The 15,572-nt window shown below is 59.8% G+C and carries 12 protein-coding genes; 5 read left to right on the top strand and 7 right to left on the bottom strand.

Going from position 1 to position 15,572, the window contains the following annotated elements; all coding sequences use genetic code 11:
- The 5 genes from EKN38_RS04460 to EKN38_RS04440 all read right to left on the bottom strand — a co-directional run bounded on the left by EKN38_RS04460 (position 1) and on the right by EKN38_RS04440 (position 7,769).
- Entirely contained in the window at positions 1-4,197 is a 4,197-nt protein-coding gene (locus EKN38_RS04460; RefSeq protein ID WP_014830989.1) for an RHS repeat-associated core domain-containing protein, read from the bottom strand.
- 17 nt (positions 4,198-4,214) lie between these two features.
- Positions 4,215-4,652: a DcrB-related protein gene (locus tag EKN38_RS04455; RefSeq protein ID WP_014830988.1), complete on the bottom strand. Its 438-nt coding sequence runs from the start codon at positions 4,650-4,652 to the stop codon at positions 4,215-4,217.
- Positions 4,653-4,724: 72 nt separating this feature from the next.
- Positions 4,725-5,588: an HlyD family secretion protein gene (locus EKN38_RS04450; RefSeq protein ID WP_014830987.1), complete on the bottom strand. Its 864-nt coding sequence runs from the start codon at positions 5,586-5,588 to the stop codon at positions 4,725-4,727.
- Positions 5,585-5,800: a DUF1656 domain-containing protein gene (locus EKN38_RS04445; protein WP_014830986.1), complete on the bottom strand. Its 216-nt coding sequence runs from the start codon at positions 5,798-5,800 to the stop codon at positions 5,585-5,587. The genes EKN38_RS04450 and EKN38_RS04445 overlap by 4 nt, the downstream gene beginning before the upstream one ends.
- Positions 5,790-7,769, bottom strand: coding sequence for an FUSC family protein (locus tag EKN38_RS04440; RefSeq protein ID WP_014830985.1), 1,980 nt, complete (start codon positions 7,767-7,769; stop codon positions 5,790-5,792). Before EKN38_RS04440 ends, EKN38_RS04445 begins: the two co-directional genes overlap by 11 nt.
- A 76-nt stretch (positions 7,770-7,845) precedes the next feature.
- On the opposite strand from EKN38_RS04440, the gene EKN38_RS04435 reads away from it, so the two are divergent.
- The 4 genes from EKN38_RS04435 (at position 7,846) to EKN38_RS04420 (ending at position 10,312) form a co-directional block, all read left to right on the top strand.
- Positions 7,846-8,640, top strand: a complete 795-nt coding sequence (locus EKN38_RS04435; RefSeq protein WP_014830984.1) for an AraC family transcriptional regulator — start codon at positions 7,846-7,848, stop codon at positions 8,638-8,640.
- A 382-nt stretch (positions 8,641-9,022) separates the two neighbouring features.
- Positions 9,023-9,514, top strand: a complete 492-nt coding sequence (locus tag EKN38_RS04430; RefSeq protein WP_014830983.1) for an Hcp family type VI secretion system effector — start codon at positions 9,023-9,025, stop codon at positions 9,512-9,514.
- A gap of 10 nt (positions 9,515-9,524) precedes the next feature.
- The gene (locus EKN38_RS04425; protein ID WP_014830982.1) at positions 9,525-9,881 is read left to right on the top strand and encodes a tlde1 domain-containing protein; all 357 of its coding nucleotides are present in this window, start codon (positions 9,525-9,527) and stop codon (positions 9,879-9,881) included.
- The gene (locus EKN38_RS04420) at positions 9,878-10,312 is read left to right on the top strand and encodes a hypothetical protein (protein WP_014830981.1); all 435 of its coding nucleotides are present in this window, start codon (positions 9,878-9,880) and stop codon (positions 10,310-10,312) included. The genes EKN38_RS04425 and EKN38_RS04420 overlap by 4 nt, the downstream gene beginning before the upstream one ends.
- A gap of 53 nt (positions 10,313-10,365) precedes the next feature.
- Here the strand turns inward: EKN38_RS04420 and EKN38_RS04415 are convergent, their stop codons facing one another.
- Positions 10,366-11,256 (bottom strand): oxidoreductase, encoded by an 891-nt coding sequence (locus EKN38_RS04415; RefSeq protein ID WP_014830980.1) that lies wholly within the window; start codon positions 11,254-11,256, stop codon positions 10,366-10,368.
- A 105-nt stretch (positions 11,257-11,361) separates the two neighbouring features.
- On the opposite strand from EKN38_RS04415, the gene EKN38_RS04410 reads away from it, so the two are divergent.
- The gene (locus EKN38_RS04410; protein WP_014830979.1) at positions 11,362-12,483 is read left to right on the top strand and encodes a YbdK family carboxylate-amine ligase; all 1,122 of its coding nucleotides are present in this window, start codon (positions 11,362-11,364) and stop codon (positions 12,481-12,483) included.
- Here EKN38_RS04410 and EKN38_RS04405 read toward each other — a convergent pair.
- Positions 12,434-15,568: an efflux RND transporter permease subunit gene (locus EKN38_RS04405; protein ID WP_014830978.1), complete on the bottom strand. Its 3,135-nt coding sequence runs from the start codon at positions 15,566-15,568 to the stop codon at positions 12,434-12,436. The genes EKN38_RS04410 and EKN38_RS04405 overlap by 50 nt on opposite strands.
- Between the last annotated feature and the right edge of the window lie 4 nt (positions 15,569-15,572).

Here is a 15,572-nt window from a genome sequence, read left to right as displayed (position 1 = left end):
CTATTGACAATGTTTAGGAATACGACCTCTCAGCCATCCTTTACTATGAGATATTTTTATAGCTTCAGGAGAGCCATACTTCACTCCAAAATGTTTTTCGAACTGAGATACAGACCCCTTATGTGGGAAAGATGCTTTGTGCGCCTCAGTCGTGACCAACTGCATAGTTGACTTACCTGTTTTTGGATCAAAATCGTCAAGATGATGCCATGTATATTCGCTTGCATCAGCTTCACTTATGCCTGCAAGTTTGTAGGCTTCTGTGAAATCCCGCCCCCTTGATCCTTGAAGGGTAATTTCAACGATATTTCGTTGTGTCCCAGTAACAGGATAAAGTGATGGGCTTCCACTAAAGTCAACGCCGCTCAATGCCAGACCCATAGGGTCTATCCATAACAGAGGATTAGGGGCATAGTTATATAAATTTAAGTTTCCACCAGCTAACCCAATCGGATCCTGCACAATAAACCGCCCGACCTGCGGGTCGTAGTAGCGGAACAGGTTATAATGCAGCCCCGTTTCACCGTCAGCGTACTGCCCGGCATAGCGAAGCGGTTGATGTGCCATCGCTGTGCGATTCACAACCCGTGAGAACCCTTCGCTCTGATGGCGTACCTCGCCAAAGCTGCCGTACTGGCCGCTCCAGCGTACCGCACCACGCTCGTCGGTCACCTCCAGCGGCGCGCCGTTCAGGTCGGTATTGAACCAGTAAATCTCACCGCTCTTCTGGTCACGAAGGTGATCCACCCGCGCCAGTGGGCTCCAGGCTTCATTCGGGTCATAAATATATGTACTGCACAGCCCGGTTTGCTGCTGCTCCTGCAACAGGCGGTAGCCCTGCCACAGGAAGCGCGTTTCGGTGGTGCCGTGCGCGGTGGTGACGATTTTGCTGGTACGGCGGCCCAGCGCGTCGTAGTGATAGCGCGCCTCAAACCGCCCTTCCGGCCCGGTTCCGCGGGCAGATACCAGCCGGTTCTCGGCGTCATACGCATAATGCTGTTCATACAGTCCGTTGCGGCGGCTGACCAGGTTGCCCCAGTGGTCGTATTTCATAAACAGCGCCTGCCAGTGCTGCAGGCGGTTATCCGTGACCGGTACCGCATCATCATTGGCGGCGAGGTTATCCGCGGCGTCATAGCTGAACTGCGCGCGGCTGTGCCCCTGTCGGGCCTCGTAGTGCTTCAGCAGACGCCCTTCGGCGTCGTAGCCGTAATCCACCTCACCGCGCAGGGTGTCGCTGACACCAGAAAGCTCACCGCGTGCGGTGTAGCGATACAGGCGTTCCCGTATCGCCTGCTCCGGCAGGGTCACCTCCGTACTCAGCTCACTGCGCTGCAGGGTACGTCTGCCAAGGCTGTCATACTGACGGAGCTGCTCGCGCGCGCCCTGGGTGCGGCGGACCTCGCGGTGCAGGCGGTCGCGGGTGAACTCGGTCACCAGCTGCTGCCCAAAGCGGATGGCACTGACATGGCCGGAGCCATAGTGCAGCCAGGCCAGCTTTTGCTCGCCGGGCAGCGTCAGGCCGGTCAGGTTACTCAGGGCATCCCATTCATAGCCCACCGCGCCGTTAATGCCGGATTCGCTCAGCACGCGCCCGGCGGCATCGTGGCGGTAAGCAATCTCATCGCTTTCGATACCCAGGGCAACGCCTTCGGCGGTTGGCGTGCGGCGGATGTGGGTGATCTGGCCGCTCAGGTCGCGGACGTAGCGGTACTCCGCGTGGCGCTGAGTGCGCCCGATCAGCAGCCCGCTGTCGTCATAGCTGAACTGCTGGACGCGGCGGGCAATACCGCCGTCGGCGGCAGGTCGGCCGTTTTCTTCGAGCGCGCAGAGGAGCCCTCGCGCATCCCATTCCATATGGCGTACGGTCTCGTCAGGACGCGTTTCGCTGAGCGGGCGGCCCACGGCGTCGTAGGTAAAGCGATATTCCGCCCCGTTGCCGTTATCAAGGCGCAGCAGGTTACCGCGTGGGTCGTAGCGCCACTGGCGCACGCGGCCAATACGATCGGTGAGGCTGACCGGGAGGCCGAGCGCGTTATAGGCCCAGCGCACCTCGCTTTCCAGCGGGTCGCGCCAGCCCGTGAGCTGGCCGCGTTCGTTCCACACCAGCGACTCGCGGCTGCCGTCCGGATGGATCACGGCACTCAGCAGCCCGGCGTTGTTCCACTCCCGACGCGTGATATTCCCTTCCGCATCCTCGCTGGCAATCAACTGCCCGAAGCGGTCGTAGGTGAAGCGGGTCACGCTGCCGGAGCAATCGGTGCGCTGCATCAGCAGCCCCTGGTGGTTCCAGACCAGGCGCACCACACCGCCGATGGCGTCGGTAATGCTCTCCGGCAGGTTTTCTTCCTCATCGGGATAGTGATACGCGGTGGCGTTACCGGCCGGATCCGTTTCCGACAGCAGACGACCGCAAAGGTCGTACATGGCCTGCGATGAGGTACCGTCTGGGTACACCGTGCGGGTGATGCGGTCGGTCAGACGATACCAGTAATATTCTGTGCGACGGCCTGCCGGGTCCGTCTCACTGGTCATGCGGCCATACTTATCCCAGGTACTGCAGCGCATCGCACCGCCGGGCAGAATGACATCGCTGAGCTCGCCGTCGCGGTAGACAAACGTCGTCTGGCGGCCGTCGTAATCCGTGAAGCGCGCGACGTTGTCGTCGTCATCCACCAGCCAGTGCGCCTGCGCGCCGTCTTCGCGGGTCGCGCGGCGGGTGCCGTTATCAAAATCGTATTCGAACGTCAGCTGTTCGCCGCCGCTGTGGCGAAAACCGACCACACGCGGCAGGCCGTCAATCTCCCGCCAGCGGTATTCGCTCAGCAGGCCGTTGGCGTCCTCGTGGGCGCTCATCAGCCCGTCCTGCCAGCTGAAGCGTCGGCGCACGCTACCGCCCCGGCCGGTCACGCAGACCAGCTGGCGCTGTTCATCATAAGCGTAACTGACCAGGCAGATCTCGTCATCCAGCCAGGCGCCGGTGAGCCTGTCGCGGTCGTAGCGGCAGACCACGCGCTGGCCCGCGCTGTCGGTCAGGGCATGCAGAGTATTATCCGCATTCCACTCGAAGAGAATATCGTTGCCGCAGGGTTCTGAGATGCGCTGAAGCAGTGACGGTGCGTCATCCTGCAGCGGCGCATAGTGCCAGCGCTCGCCGCTGACGTCATACACCGACCAGCTGTCGTCATGGTGACGTTCAAGCCAGTTTTTTTCGCTCTCGCAGTAGGTGCGCATCCCTTTCGGCACGTTCGGGAAGGCAACGTAATCGCCGGACGGCGCACGCCACACCAGCCCGTCCTGATAGGGCTCCAGGCGGCTTTCCCAGAACAGGCTCCAGCCGCGGCCCAACACGCTGTCGCCGGGGTTGCCGCTGCGCCAGTAGCGCTGCCAGCGCACCGGCAGGCGTGACGGCAGAACGAAATCGAGCTCATCATCCCCGCTGAGAAACTTCTGTCCGCTGACGATATCCACCGGACGGGCGATGATCCCCGCGGCCGCTACGCCGGTCATCAGCGTGCCGGCGCGGCAGGCGATACGGGCCAGCTTATTGATCCCAGGGATTTTGCCCAGCAGCTTAGAGAGCGCCCCGACTTTGCCGGCCGCACCGCCCCAGCCGCCGAGAAGCCCGGCGAACAGCAGGGTAAGATCGGAGACTTTATAGAGCCACTCGGGCACTTCAGACTGAATGGGCAGGGTTTGCTGCGGATCGCCGCCGATGAAGACGTTGTCCGAGCCGGTCATCACCTTCGCGTCGCAGGTGGTGCGATCCCCGATGCGGGACGCCGGCTGGCTGTTAATCGAGACGCGCTTAGAGCCTTCGGCCATCTGCTGCGAGCCGTCGTCCGAGCACTTCACCGCGCTGTCCGTCGCGATGGCGGCGGGTTTGCTGTTGATAAACACATTGGGCGAGCCGGAGGTGATGACGCCTTTCTTCGTCATACTGGATGCCCCGGCGTCGGCGATACTGTCCCGGGCGGCGGTCGCCAGCTCCCCGGTGTAATACCCCACGGCCAGGCTGGCGCCGACGAGCAGCACACCCACGCCAAGGCAGGATGCGCCGAGACCGGCAATAAACATCGCCCCCGCCAGAATGCCCCCGGCGGCGGCAATCAGGCCACCGACAATCGTTCCGGCAATCATCCCGGCCAGCGCACCGGAGTGGCCGATATCATCACCAACGCGTGCAGCTTCAAACATAACGACTATCCCTGGTGTTAATGGTGGAAGCGAAAGCTCCTGAGAAGATCGCCGAACAGCGCGCAGTCCGTATCGCCCAGCGTACGGATGCAGGTCATGGTGAACACCAGAATGTTATCGCGCCCGGCATTAAACACGGCCTGCTGCTGCCAGATGCGTTTCCCGTCGCGCAGATAGCTGGCGTGGACCATTTCACCCTGCAAAAGGCCGTCGCCGAGCGTTGCGGCACTGCGTTCACCCTGCTTCCAGCCCTTGAGATGTTTTGCCATCAGGACGAGCTGGCGATCGATATACGCGGCAAGCGCTTCGCCGGGGTTGAGGGTATCGCGGGAGATGTTGAATGCTGGCGCATCCGCAGCAGGCGGCGCGAAGACATTGACGGTACGATCCTGATAGCCCTCGGGAAAAGCGATCATTCCTTCATTAAACAGGCACTGCGAAGATGGTTCTGACATTGAGCGGGTCCCACCACATTTTTTCAGAAGCGGTAAGTTTCGCATATGTGTTTAAGGCTGACTATCCCCAGATTATTGTCCCACCGCCACGCTCGCCGACAGCCCCGCCACCAGCTCAACCCCCTTCGGTAAGGTGTCGATATGAATGCGCACCGGCACGCGCTGCGCCAGCCGCACCCAGCTGAAGGTGGGCTCCACGTCGGGCAGACCCAGCCCGCCGGTCTCGTCGTTGTTATCGCCAATCCCATGACCGATGCTCTCCACGTGCCCCGTGAGGACAGGGTCATAACCCATCAGCGCCACCTGCGCGCTATCCCCCACGCGGATATGGCGCAGTTTGGTCTCTTCAAAATACCCTACCACCCAGAAGCTGTGGGCATCAACGATGGCCACCTTTGTCTCCCCCGCTGTCGCATAATCGCCAGGGCGAAGCCGCAGATGCGTGACGTAGCCCGAGACTGGCGAGCGAACGGTGGCGTGAGCCAGATTAAGCTCGGCCAGCGCCAGCGCGGCAAGTGCGCCGTGATAATTGGCCGCCGCGACGTTGGCCGCACTGCCAGTTTGCTGCAAATCCTCGCGGGAGATGGCGTCCTTAATCTGCGTGCGTCGCCGGGCGGCATCCTGGCGCATCAGCATCTCATGGCGTTTTGACGCCACATCTGCCTGCGCGCTGGCCACCGCCAGTTTGAGCCAGCGCGGATCGATGCTGTAGAGCACATCGCCCTGGTTTACCCACTGATTATCCCGCACCGCCACGCTGATAACCGGCCCGGAGACGTCCGGCGCTATCTGCACCACATCCGCCCGCACGCGTCCGTCGCGGGTCCACGGGGTCTGGGCGTAATGTTTCCACAAGATAAACGCCAGACACGTTGCCGCCGCAACGGCGCTTAGCGTCAGCGCATAACGGCCCAGCAGAGAAAGTAATGCTTTCATATCAATAACCCCAACGCGGTTAACCCCTGCATAAGCAGGTAAAAGGTGACGATCCAGGTTGAAACATCCATCAGCGGGCGACACGGCAAACGGCGGTAAAGCCTGCTGAGAGAGAAAAGCGGTAGGAGAAGCAGCGTGCAGATCAGTGCCACGAGCGCCACCATCAGTAACCCGGGGATCAATACGCCCCCGACATTAAGATCATTGACCATCGTTCGGCCCCCGTAATGCGCAGTGGAGATCCACCAGCCTGCCGATAACCTGGCGCGTTTGTTCATCAGCCGCAGGCAAACGGCGGCTAATGGCGGCGGCGAGGCGTTCACGTAAAGCGGCGGTGTCTGACGTCGTCGTCAGTTGATAAAGCAGCGCGTTGACCTCCGGCGGCGTGTCAGCACGGCGGAGGTGTCGCACCGAGAGGCCAATCCGCAGCGCGTGCAGCAGCCGGTTAAGCGCCTGTTCGGTGGAGTGTCCGCTGCGTGGCAAGCGCGGCAGTAACAGGGCCGCCCTGTCGATCATCAGATTGATCCAGTGGGTTTCATCGCTCTGCATTTTTCCTTTCACGCTGCGGCGGATATCGCGCTGGCACAACCTCAGCAGCCGGTTGATGGCGGCATCGGCCTGCACGGTTTGCAGCAGGCTCATGCTGATGACGGCAAAACCGGTCGCGAAAAAGAGAGCAATGGCGGTGTTTAGCGCCGCGGCGAAATCGCCGCTGTAGCGCGCGCTTAGCTCCGATAACACCGGCAGCGTCAGGGTGATCCCCATTGCCATAAAAGTGGTGGGTGGGCGCGCCTGCAGTGACCCGGCCAGCAGATACGCTGGCGCAAGTACCGCCACCAGCACGGCGAAATCACTCACCTGTGGAAGTAGCGCAAAGCTGTAAAGCAGGCTTATCACTACACCCCAGATGCTGCCAATGATGTATTTCACAAGGTGTGGCGCCGGGGTGTCGAAGCTACCGAACAGCGTGCAGCAGACACCGAGGATCGAAACTGCCGTGCCGCCGTCGGGCCAGGCGGAGTAAATCCAGACCAGACAACCGCTCAGGATGATGACGAACGCCCCCAGCGCCGTGCGCGCAGCGGTAAGCGGATCGCGGTGGAAGACGTAGCCTTTGATCTCGCTACTCTGAACGCGATCGGACGCAAACCGGCTGTGGTGGATCGCATCTGAAAGACGATCGCACTGTTGCAGAAGGCGCACGGCCTCTGTCAGATAACGGGTAAAACTTGCCCGCTCCGCGTCTTCCACGCTCAGCGCCTGAGAAGCATCGCGGTCAGCGACCTGCTGGCAACGCTTGATTAGAGCGTCTGCCCGATGTTTTCGCTGGTCTTCATCGTCACAGGCAAGCCAGGTCTGGACATCGTCCAGCACGGTTTGCAGTTCAGCGGGCATTGTCGCCGTCAGGGGTAAGCGGTCATGCAGTTCGCAGTTCACCATAATCAACCGCGCCAGCCGGTCAGGAATGGCTTTTCGGGCCTGGCGTACCGGAACGGCAAGGGCGAAATCGTACGGGATATGGTGGCTCATTCCCTGCAGGAACTGCAGCGACAGCGCAAAATGCAGGGGCGACGTCACCGTACCGGGTTTGCCCGCTAAGGTGTCGGCCACCCGCTCGCGTGCGGCGCGCAGCGTCTGCGATAAGGCGCTGTTGAACTGCGCGGAGATGCGCGCAGGCAATACATAGCGGTGAATCACCGCTGCGCAGAAGATACCAATCGCAATCTCCTGCACCCGAACGACGGCGATGTTAAAAATCGCACCGGGCTCAGAGACCGCCGGGAAACCAATCAGGCTCGCGGTGTAACCCGCCAGCACAAAGGCATAGGCCCGGGGCGTGCGTTCCAGCAGAGATAACCAGAGACAGAAGGTGATCCAGCCGGTCAGCACCACGCTGCAGACAATCGGCATAGTTGCGAAAGTGGGCACGATCAGCACGGTAGCGCAGGCCCCCGTTACGGTTCCGGCCAGACGGTAAAGGCTCCTGCTGAGCGATGCCCCCACCGACGTCTGCGACACAATGTAAACGGTAATAATGGCCCATGAGGGGCGCTCGAGACCGATCGACAGCGCGATGTAATACGCCAGCATCGCGGCGGCAAATGTCCTTGCGGAATAGAGCAGCGCGCGGGCATCGCTTTGCAGCGCGGCGGGTAAATAGCGAGAGATGAGGATATTCATGCCGGGATTATTACCGGCTTGTCAGCGCGCTTAAATACTCTATTCTGTCAAAAAATACCTAAATGTTGCCAGAAACATGAAACCTCAACTTGCTAATACGCTCTATGACCCTGACGCCACAGCCTCTCCTGCCGTGGCACGTCATCTGGACTTCGTGGACTACGCTGCGGAAGTGCCGGTACATACCCACCGCAAGGGCCAGCTGATTATTGCCCGCTATGGCGCGGTAAGCTGTTATGCGGAAAACGATATCTGGATCGTGCCGCCAGACTGCGCCGTCTGGATCCCCGGCGGGATCCCGCACAGCGCAAAAGCGACCTGGAACGCGCATCTCAACTATCTGTTTATTGAGCCCGGCGCGGCCGCGTTGCCGGATAAGTGTTGCACGCTGGCGATCTCGCCGTTGATTAAGGAATTAGTGGATCGTCTTACGCACGAGGAGGTGAATTATCCTCCCGACAGCCACGTCGCCAGGCTGACCCGGGTCACGCTGGACGAGCTCGCCCGCATGCCGCAGCAAAAGCTGAGCCTGCCGGTTTCGGCGCATCCCAAAATACGCGCTATGGCCGACGCGCTGGTCAGCCACCCTGAGGACAGAAGCACCCTGAAAGACTGGGCCAAACGGCTGGCGCTCAGCGAGCGATCCTTTGCGCGTCTGATGCAGCGCGAGACCGGGCTGAGCTTTGGGCGATGGCGGCAGCAGCTGCACCTGATTATCGCCCTGCAGGAGCTGGCGAGCGGTGCCCCGGTGCAGAATGTGGCAACAAAACTCGGGTATGAATCCGTGAATGCGTTTATCACCATGTTTCGCAAAGCGATGGGCACCACGCCCGCGCACTACTTTGCCGAACGGAAAAACAGCGGCCGTTAGCCCGGTCCCTCGCTGGCCTGCAGCCAGCAGCGACACCAAACTGGCGGGATTTTGACGAGCCGTCAGAAACTTTTAATTAACTCATAACTCGTCAAATCGACGTAACGTTAATAACAGTTCAACTATTTATTACACTTGCAATCATTATTAACTTAATCAAACCTTAAGTTAAACCACGATATTAATCGTTAATACTTTATCCAGTTCCAAACCGTAAGAACCATCATTTCTTAATTTTCATCAACGAAATCGCAGATCGTTTTATATCCATGCCGTACAAAAATTGACGAGCCACTTTGGAAGCGCTAGCGTTGAAATAGTTTCATAACCCACTAAAGAAAAAAGATTTTTTCAGGATTTCCTTAAATGGAGTTTTATAAAAATGGCTATTCCCGCTTATTTATGGCTTAAAGATGACGGCGGTGCCGATATCAAAGGCTCTGTTGATATATATGGTCGTGAAGGAAGTATCGAGATAATCGGACTGAATCACGGCGTAGTGCAACCCACCGACAAGCATAACGGCAAGGCAACAAGTCTACGCGTCCATTCCCCCTATTCTTTCGATAAAGAGATAGACGCCTCCAGCCCCTATTTGTACAAGGCTGTCAGCACAGGCCAGAAGTTTAAATCCGCAGAGGTCAAATTTTATCACATCAATGTTGCAGGACAGGAAGTAGAATATTTTTCCACCTGCATGGAAGGCGTGACGATCGTCAGCGTCTGTCCAATGATGCTTGACGTCAAAAATCCTGACTATGAGAAACATAACCATCTTGAGCTGGTAGAACTGCTGTATGAAAAAATCACCTGGCGCTATGTGGACGGTAACATTATACATTCAGACAGCTGGAACGACCGCAAGACGGCATAAGGAGAGTGTTATGGGATGGAAGTATGAGCAGTCTACCGGCAAGATGTATAAAGATGGTAAATTAATTGAGACCGGATATTCCGGTGCTCTTACAAATAAAAACAACCCGGACCGTCAGCATGTGAAGGGATTAGGGCCACTGCCTCGCGGTACGTATAAAATTGCGGGTCATTCGAATTCTAAAGGACCGATAACCATTATTCTTGAGCAAACCTCGGGAGAAAGCTTTGGTCGCTCAGAATTTCGCATTCATGGTGACCACAAGTATGGTCCCGCCGGTTTTGCATCCGAGGGATGCATTATTCTCTCACCGTCAACGAGGCGTAAGATTCTTCGCGACGGTGGTGAGCTTGAGGTTGTACGATGAAATACCCGATCGTACTGCTGTTATGTGCTTTTACAGCCCCGGCAATAGCTGACGTTACTGACTGGTCTTCAGCACTTAAGGGTATCGCCTCAGGGGATGCACACTGGATTGAGCAAGCCCCAGCGCTGGCTGCCGTCGCTGATGGGGATCAGGCGCAGCAGCTAGAGGATGCCCTGGCCGCTGCGCTCACAACAAACACGGACGCCACGCTGAAAACGCTCCGCACCATTGACGCCGGAAAATGGCCGCACATGGTAGGCAGCGATATCATCTGCACCCCGCCTTTAGAGAAATCACCCGCAGAAATCGATGCGTTCTATCAACTCACACGTCAGGCGCTACTGGAAAACATAGACGGTGCTCATTGCCTCTGGATCCTGGAAGCAACAATGGAAGAGCTCAAAGCAGAGAAAGCCCGTCGGGCTAAGTAAGAGGGGAGCCCGGCGCACAATGGCCGGGTCTTTCACTTGTTCCAGACCGTATCTCACCCCGGTCCCTCGCTCCCCGCCCCCAGCAGCGGCACTATCACATCGCTGATGGGTACCGGAATACCGTGCGCGCGGCCATAGCGCTGGATCACGCCGTTGCGGATATCCCACTCCAGTGGGCGGTTGGCCTGACGGTCGGCAAGGATCGAGGTGCCCAAATCCGCCGGGGCACGCTGGAAGTTCGCCAGGATCTCCTGCGCCACGTCATCGTTAAGCGCCGCCCCCTCGGCACGGGCGACGGCAAGGCCTTCGCGCAGATAGGCCAGCGCAAGTTCGCTGATATCCTCGCGCCTGAACATTCCGGCGCGACGGTTGGCCAGCACCATCAGCCCGGCAACCGCATTTTGCAGCAGCTTGCGCCAGGCGACAGTGGTGAAATCAGCCGACAGTTCTACCGCACAGCGTGTACCCTGCAGCGCATCCACCACCCGTTTTGCCTGCGGAACGTCCGGCAGGGTCAGGCGCGGTTTGGCGCGCAGCCAGACGGAGGCATCCGGCTCGCGCTGCGCCGGGAACCAGACCACCGACGGCAGCACCGTCGCGCCGTTGACCCACGGCTCCAGCTGGGCTTTCTGCTCCACGCCGTTTTGCAGAGCGCAGACCACTGTGTTTTCGTCACACAGCGCGCGCAGCCACCCGGCGCTGTCAGCGTTCTGCGTGGTCTTCACCGCCACAAAAACCAGATCCACAGGGCGTGTGATGGCTGTCGGATCGGTCAATACCGGGCCGGGAACGACCGTTTCACCTTCGTCGTCACGCAAACGCAGTTCTGGATGTGCGGTGCGTCCGCATAGCTGCAGTGTGCGGCCAGCATCATGCAGCGCCGCGGCGATGGTGGTACCAATTGCACCAGGACCAATCAGCGCAATCTCTGGATTGTCAGACATGGTTAACTCCCCTTTTCGCTAAGCCTGCTAACAGTTATACCACTGTAAAAAGTGAGCGCCACGTCGTTGTCTATACTCAACACACGACAGACAACGGAGTGCGCCATGCCTTTACCCGATTTCAAATCCTCTGAACCCTATACCCTTGGCATCGAACTCGAGCTGCAGGTGGTTAACCCACCGGGATACGATCTGAGCCAGGACTCCTCCGCGCTTATCGCCGCCGTTAAAGACGACATCAAAGGCGGTGAGGTCAAACACGATATCACCGAAAGCATGCTTGAGATTGCCACCGGCGTGTGCCAGAACATCGATCAGGCGGCGGCACAATTCTCCATGATGCAGCAGAGCATTTTGCGGGCGGCGGCGGAGCAGCATATTCAGATCTGCGGCGGTGGGACGCATCCGTTCCAGAAGTGGCAGCGGCAGGAGGTGTGCGATGACGAGCGCTACAACATTACCCTGGAGCGCTTTGGCTATCTGATTCTACAGGCAACGGTCTTTGGCCAGCACGTGCATGTCGGGTGCCGGACCGGCGATGACGCGATTTATCTGCTGCATGGCCTGTCGCGCTTTGTTCCGCATTTTATCGCCCTGGCCGCCGCCTCCCCCTACATGCAGGGCACGGACACGAAGTTTGCCTCATCGCGACTCAACATTTTTTCCGGGTTCCCGGATAACGGTCAGATGCCGTGGGTCAATAACTGGCAGGAGTTTGAGGGGCTGTTTCGCCGCCTGAGCGCTACCAGCATGATCGACAGCATTAAAGATCTGCACTGGGACATTCGCCCCAGCCCACATTTTGGCACCGTTGAGGTGCGGGTGATGGATACGCCGCTGACGCTTGGCCATGCGATCAATATCGCCGGGCTGATCCAGGCCACATCCCACTGGTTGCTGACCACCCGGCCGTATAAGCATCAGGAGAGGGATTTTCTGCTGTATCGCTTTAACCGTTTTCAGGCGTGTCGCTACGGGCTGGAGGGCATACTGACGGACGTGCATACCGGCGAGCACAAGACGGTCGCAGAGGATATTGCCTGGCTGCTGGAGCAGGTTGCGCCATCCGCCGAGAAGCTCGGCGCGACCAGCGCGATCAAGGAACTTGCCCTGCTGTTAAAGCAGGGCAAGAGCGAGGCGCAGCGGATGCGGGACTTTATCGCCGACGGCGGCTCACTTATTTCTCTGGTTCAGAAGCACTGCGAGCTGTGGGCGACGAGTCCGTAAGGCCGTGCCCCCATTCGCGCAGGCGCTGGAACAGCACGAAGAGCGCGGGGATGAACAGGATCCCCACCACGGTCGCCACCAGCATACCGCTGAATACCGTAGTCCCGATGATGCGACGGCTTTGGGCACCCGCCCCGGTCGCCAGCATCATCGGCAGGACGCCAATGATGAACGATACCGCCGTCATCATCACCGCACGAAAGCGGCGTGATGCCCCCTCGCGAGCAGCATCAACAATCGCCATCCCTTCCATGCGCCGCGCGCGGGCAAACTCGACGATAAGAATGGCGTTCTTGGCAGCAAGGGCTATCAGCAACACCAGGCCAATCTGCACATACACGTCGTTGGCGTAGCTGGCTGTCCACAGCCAGACCAGTGCCCCGCCGATGGCGAACAGCACCGAGAGCATCACGCTCGCCGGTAACGTCCAGCTCTCGTACTGGGCAACGAGGAACAGCCACGCCATCACCACCGCCGCCAGCACGATCCAGATCGCCTGATTGCCGGTCTGCTGCTCCTGATATGACATGCCGCTCCAGGCATAGTCATAACCCGCTGGCAGGTTTTCCGCCAGAAGCTGGCTCATCGCCGCCATCGCGGAGCTGCTGCTGACCCCTTCCGCCGCTGAACCGCTCACCGACACCGACGGGAACTGATTGTACTGCTGCAGGAACGGTGCGCCGACGGTGGGCGTGATGGTCACGAGATTACTCAGGCGCACCCGCTCGCCGTTGTTGCTGCGCACGAACAGCTCGCTGATTTGCCCGGCGCGCTCGCGCCACTGCATCTCGTTTTGCATCACCACGTGGTAGACGCGGTTGTTGACGCTGAAATCGCCGGCGCGCGTGCCGCCAAAAGCGGTCTGCAGGCTACTGAAGATGCGCGACACCGGTACGTCGAGACGTGCCGCGCGCTCGCGGTCAACGGTCAGCGTCAGCTGCGGCACGTTGCTGCTCCAGGTGGTGAATACGCGGCTCAACTGCGGATGCTGGTTGGCTTTCACCAGCACCTCGCGGGTGATGCGCTCCAGCTCCGCCGGGCTCTGCCCCGCCTGCGCCTGAATACGCAGGTCGAAACCGGAAGCATTGCCCAGCCCCGGCAGCGTCGGCGGGGCGAAGGTCATGATGGTTGCTTCCGGCAGCGCCAGCAGCTGGCGCTGAAGGGTACCCATCACTTCATCCAGCGGCGGACGCTCGCTCCAGTCCTTCAGCATGATGGAGATAAACCCGCCATTGGAGGCGCTGGTGCCGTTGAGAATATTAAACCCGGAAACCTGAATCACATCCTCTACTGCCGGGTTTTTGGCGATCAGTTCACGTGCAGTGGTCATGACGGCTTCGGTACGCTCAAGCGAAGCCGCTTCCGGCAACTGAACGCTGGCGAAGAAGTAGCCCTGATCTTCCTGCGGCAGGAAGGCTTTTGGCATCGACGTAAAGCTGAACACCACCACCGCTGCCGCGCCTGCGGTGGCCAGCAGCGCCAGCCACGGGCGAAGGTTGAAGAAATTGACGATGCGGGTATAACCATTGCGCGCAGTATCCAGCCCACGATTGAAAACGCGATACACAGCCGCCGGACGCGCCGGACGCGGGCGCAGCAGCAGCGCGCAGAGCGCGGGGGTCAGGGTTAACGCCACCAGGCTTGAAAGCGTTACGGCGGTGGAGAGCGTGACCGCAAACTGGCGGTACAGCTCGCCGACAATCCCCGGCAGCAAGGCCACCGGCACGAATACCGCCAGCAGCACCAGCGTCGTCGCGATCACCGGCCCGGCAATCTGGCGCAGCGCCAGCGCGGTCGCCGCCGTCCGGCTCTGCCCTTCCGCCATCAGCGTTTCGACGCTTTCCACGACGACGATGGCATCATCCACCACCATGGTCAGCGCCAGAATAATGGCGAACAGGCTGAGCGTGTTGGCGGAGTAGCCAAGCGTGTAGAGCACCGCAAAGGTGCCCACCAGCGATACCGGAATGGCAAGGGCGACAATCAGCGTGGCGCGCCAGCTCTGCAGGAACAGGGAAACGACCACCACTACCGCCAGCAGGGTCAGCGCCAGCGAGACGCCGATCTCTTTGATCGTCGCGGCGACAAAGGTAGTGGTGTCGAATTTCACCTCATACACCAGGTCGTCCGGGAAGCGCGTCGAGAGACGTTCAAGCTCTGCGCGCACCGCGTCGGCCACGCGCAGGGCGTTGGCGGACGGGGTCGGATAGATACCGAGGTAGGCGGAGTCCTGCCCGTTCAGCTGCGCGCCGGAACTGTAACTGCGCGAGCCAAGCTCGATGGTGGCAACGTCCTGCAGGCGCACCAGTTGCCCCATCTCGCCCGCGCGGATGATGATGTTGGCAAAGTCTTCGGCCTGGTTTAAGCGCCCCAGCCCGTTGATGGTCAGGGTCTGCTGCTGGCCGTTAAACACCGGCGGCGTACCGACCTGGCCTGCCGCGCCCTGCACGTTCTGCTCGCGCAGCGCCTGCGCCACGTCGTCGGTGGTGACGTTGAGCGCGTTCATGCGGTCGGGACGCAGCCAGATACGCATGCTGTAGTCACGCGCGCCAAACATCTGCACCTGCCCGACGCCCGGCAGGCGAGACAGCGCCTCGCGCACCTGGGTGCTGGCGTAATTGCTGACGAACAGTGGCGTGTGGGTGTTATTCGGTGAGTAAAGACTTACCCCCATCATCAGGTTGGTGGCCCGCTTGCGTACCTGCACGCCGTTTTGCTGCGCCTCGGTCGGCAATTGTGCCACAGCCTGCGACACGCGGTTTTGCACGTCGATGGCGGCCAGATCCGGGTCGGTTCCGGCAGCAAACGTGATGTTCAGGCTGTAGGTGCCTTCATCAGAGCTGGTGGACTCCATATACAGCATGTGATCCACGCCGTTAAGCTGGGTCTCCAGCGGTGTGGCGATGGCCTCCGCCACGTCAGCCGCGCTGGCCCCCGGCCATGACGCACTGACATTAACTACCGGTGGCGTAATCTGCGGGTACTGCTCCACCGGGATCAGCTTCAGCGCGATAGCCCCCAACAGGGTAATGACCAGCGCAATCACCATCGCAAAGCGCGGGCGTTTGATGAAAAACGTCAGCATGATG

Origin of the sequence: Enterobacter sp. WCHEn045836 (genome assembly GCF_003965585.1) — a bacterium.
GTDB lineage: Bacteria > Pseudomonadota > Gammaproteobacteria > Enterobacterales > Enterobacteriaceae > Enterobacter > Enterobacter dissolvens.
Note: the sequence above shows the minus strand (reverse complement) of the source record. Positions and strands in the feature narration are given on the sequence as shown.

What these genes read in the sequence shown, in the direction of transcription:
- EKN38_RS04460 (WP_014830989.1), bottom strand. Translation starts at nt 4,197, where the DNA reads ATGTTTGAAGCTGCACGCGTTGGTGATGATATCGGCCACTCCGGTGCG.
- EKN38_RS04455 (WP_014830988.1), bottom strand. Translation starts at nt 4,652, where the DNA reads ATGTCAGAACCATCTTCGCAGTGCCTGTTTAATGAAGGAATGATCGCT.
- EKN38_RS04450 (WP_014830987.1), bottom strand. Translation starts at nt 5,588, where the DNA reads ATGAAAGCATTACTTTCTCTGCTGGGCCGTTATGCGCTGACGCTAAGC.
- EKN38_RS04445 (WP_014830986.1), bottom strand. Translation starts at nt 5,800, where the DNA reads ATGGTCAATGATCTTAATGTCGGGGGCGTATTGATCCCCGGGTTACTG.
- EKN38_RS04440 (WP_014830985.1), bottom strand. Translation starts at nt 7,769, where the DNA reads ATGAATATCCTCATCTCTCGCTATTTACCCGCCGCGCTGCAAAGCGAT.
- EKN38_RS04435 (WP_014830984.1), top strand. Translation starts at nt 7,846, where the DNA reads ATGAAACCTCAACTTGCTAATACGCTCTATGACCCTGACGCCACAGCC.
- EKN38_RS04430 (WP_014830983.1), top strand. Translation starts at nt 9,023, where the DNA reads ATGGCTATTCCCGCTTATTTATGGCTTAAAGATGACGGCGGTGCCGAT.
- EKN38_RS04425 (WP_014830982.1), top strand. Translation starts at nt 9,525, where the DNA reads ATGGGATGGAAGTATGAGCAGTCTACCGGCAAGATGTATAAAGATGGT.
- EKN38_RS04420 (WP_014830981.1), top strand. Translation starts at nt 9,878, where the DNA reads ATGAAATACCCGATCGTACTGCTGTTATGTGCTTTTACAGCCCCGGCA.
- EKN38_RS04415 (WP_014830980.1), bottom strand. Translation starts at nt 11,256, where the DNA reads ATGTCTGACAATCCAGAGATTGCGCTGATTGGTCCTGGTGCAATTGGT.
- EKN38_RS04410 (WP_014830979.1), top strand. Translation starts at nt 11,362, where the DNA reads ATGCCTTTACCCGATTTCAAATCCTCTGAACCCTATACCCTTGGCATC.
- EKN38_RS04405 (WP_014830978.1), bottom strand. Translation starts at nt 15,568, where the DNA reads ATGCTGACGTTTTTCATCAAACGCCCGCGCTTTGCGATGGTGATTGCG.